General features: G+C 56.7%; 3 protein-coding genes. 2 read left to right on the top strand and 1 reads right to left on the bottom strand.

Features of this window, described 5'->3' with window-relative positions; all coding sequences use genetic code 11:
- On the bottom strand, window positions 1-423 hold a 423-nt coding region (locus tag WBM93_RS10110), incomplete at its 3' end, for an ACT domain-containing protein (RefSeq protein WP_424431484.1).
- Window positions 424-549: 126 nt separating this feature from the next.
- On the opposite strand from WBM93_RS10110, the gene WBM93_RS10105 reads away from it, so the two are divergent.
- Both WBM93_RS10105 and WBM93_RS10100 read left to right on the top strand, forming a co-directional pair.
- The gene (locus WBM93_RS10105) at window positions 550-1299 is read left to right on the top strand and encodes a 6-phosphogluconolactonase (protein WP_424431482.1); all 750 of its coding nucleotides are present in this window, start codon (window positions 550-552) and stop codon (window positions 1297-1299) included.
- A 126-nt stretch (window positions 1300-1425) separates the two neighbouring features.
- The coding region (locus WBM93_RS10100; protein ID WP_424431480.1) for an acyl-CoA synthetase at window positions 1426-2768 on the top strand (1343 nt) is incomplete at its 3' end.

The raw sequence follows: 2768 nt of genomic DNA, 5'->3' as shown, positions 1-2768 counted from the left end.
GTGGAACGGGACATCATGCCATTCGCTCAGGTCGCGCAGGCTTTGATGATTGCTGACCACGCCGACAATATTGACCGGTAATCCGCCGGTCTTCCAGCGGTGCAGTAAATCATTGAGACAATGGCTGCCCTTCGAAACCGCGATAACGATATTGGGCTTTTCCGCGCCGCTGACGAGGGTCCAGTCGAGTGCATATTGCTTGCCGATCGCCGCAAATTTCCTGGTCAGGGCATCGAGGCTCGCCGGAAACTTCTCGCCCGCGCCCTTGAATTCAACCCGCATGAAAAAGCGTTCCTGCTCGAGATCGGCATATTGCTGGCTGTCGAGAATGAAGCCGTCATGTTCCGCCAGAAATCCGGTTACCGCCGCCACCAGACCGACCCGGTCTTCTGCCGTGAACGTAAGAATATAGCTGTCGGTCATATGATTATCGCCTTTTCGGCCCCCAATTGGCCCAAAGTGGACAATTTTAAAAGCGGGATTTCCCCTTGTGCTGATATCTGCAGCGATTAGAAGCGCGGGTGACTTGATACAGATCTGGATATCGCGATGAGCAAACTCGAAGACGCATTGGAAAATTTGGATATGGATGACTTGCCGGAAGACGAGGAATCGACGCTTGAATGGTGGGATTTTGATGACGCCGCGGAGATGGTCGATGCGGTCGCCGGAGACATCCAGTTCATCATCGAGAGCGCCCTCGATGCGCGCGGCGATGCCCTGCTGGCCTTGCCCGCCAGTGACGAGGCGATGCCGGTGCTCGAGGCGCTGGCCGAAAAGCAGATCAAGTGGAAATATGTCACGATCATCCCGACCGACGATCTTCTGATCCCGCTCGACGATCCGCGCAGCCATGTCAAAAAACTGGCGCAACTGTTCCTGACCCGCGGTGCGCGGGTGCTGCCTCTGGCGCCGGATCACGAGGATTATCATATGGCCGGCGCCGCCGCCGATGCGCGGTTGCGCGACACAAAATGGCCTGCCGATCTGGTCTGGCTTGGCATGGGAGATGGCGGCAGTACTGCCGGAATCATGGAAAGCGCCGATATGGAAGAAGCGCTCGATGGTTCTCCGGAAAAACTGGCGGTTGGACTGCTTCCCGAAGGTGGTGACACGCCGCTGGTGACGCTGACCAAAGCGGCGATTTGTGAAGCGCGCACGGTGATGGTGCTGCTCAGGGGCGCTGCGAACCAGACGCTGCTCGAGCAGGAAATCGAGCAGGGCGCGGCAAGCATGACCCCGATCGGCCGGATATTCGCCGATCTGACCGTGCCGGTGGATATCTACGTCGAGAATTAGGGTCTATTGCCGCAGTCTATCGTCTGTCGATGTGAGTATCGATTGATTTAACTGTACGATTAAACCATGGTACTGCAATTGCGAATCGCCAGATAAGGCGATCGTCCAATTGGAGAGCGCCGAACCATGCATCCCTATCTGCACGCCCGGGAAAATCCCGACAAGCCAGCCGTTATCATGGCGGGATCCGGCGAAATCATCACTTATGGCCAGCTCGACGAGCGCTCCAACCGGATAGCGCAACTTTATCGATCTCGCGGCCTGCAGATTGGTGACACGGTTGCGATTTGCATGGAAAACAATCCGCAATTTTTTCCCGTGACATGGGGATCGCAGCGCTCCGGCCTGATCCAGGTCGCCATCTCCAGCCGCCTGACCGCCGATGAAGTCAGCTATATATTGAAAGATTCCGGTGCGAAAATGCTGATCGGGTCGAAGCAGATGCTGCCGGTACTCGATCAGGTGCGGACCTTGAATCCTGACGTCGCGCAACTGGTTTTCGGTGCCGAAGACGAGCGCAACATGGAGGCTGTACTGGAGACGATGCCGACTAGCCCGATTGCCGATCAACGGGCGGGCGTCGACATGCTCTACTCGTCGGGCACAACCGGCACGCCCAAGGGGATAAGGCTACCGTTGCCAGAGGACGAAGACATTGCCGGGCGCAATGCCCTCGGGGCGCTTGCCGAGATGATTTTCGGCTTTCACAAGGATTGCGTCTATCTGTCTCCCGCACCTTTATATCATGCGGCGCCGTTGCGCTGGAACATCGCCGTGCAGGCACTGGGTGGCACCAGCGTCATCATGGAGAAATTTGACCCCGAAGCGGCGCTGCGGCTGATCGAGAAATATCGCTGCGATGTCGGGCAATTTGTCCCGACCCATTTTGTCCGGATGCTGAAATTGCCGGAAGAGATACGCGCCAAATATGACGTGTCTTCGATCAAGAGCGCGGTGCACGCCGCTGCGCCGGTGCCGGTTCCGATCAAGGAAGCGATGATCAAATGGTGGGGTCCGGTGCTCAACGAATATTATGCCGGAACCGAAGGCAATGGCTTTGTCTTTTGCAACAGCGAAGGCTGGATGGCGCACAAGGGCACTGTTGGTCAGCCGGTCAATTGCCAGATCCATATCTGCGATGAAAATGGCGACGAAGTGGCGGTTGGCGAAGAAGGCCAGATCTATTTCGAAAGCGATTCAAAATTCGTCTATCATAATGATCCGGAGAAAACCAAGGCGGCGACCCATGCCAAGGGCTGGACCTCGCTGGGCGATGTCGGGAAAGTGGATGCGGACGGTTTTCTTTATCTGACCGATCGCAAGAGTTTCATGATTATTTCCGGCGGGGTGAATATCTACCCGCAGGAGATTGAAAATCTGCTCGTCAGCCATGACAAGGTGGCCGATGCCGCGGTCATCGGTGCGCCGGACGAGGATATGGGCGAGAAGGTCGTCGCGATCATCCAGCC

The organism is Parasphingorhabdus sp. (genome assembly GCF_049667325.1).
In the GTDB taxonomy this organism is placed as follows: domain Bacteria; phylum Pseudomonadota; class Alphaproteobacteria; order Sphingomonadales; family Sphingomonadaceae; genus Parasphingorhabdus.
Note: the sequence above shows the minus strand (reverse complement) of the source record. Positions and strands in the feature narration are given on the sequence as shown.

Excerpts from the sequence above, each read along its gene's own strand:
- WBM93_RS10105 (WP_424431482.1), top strand. The coding sequence starts at position 550 with ATGAGCAAACTCGAAGACGCATTGGAAAATTTGGATATGGATGACTTG.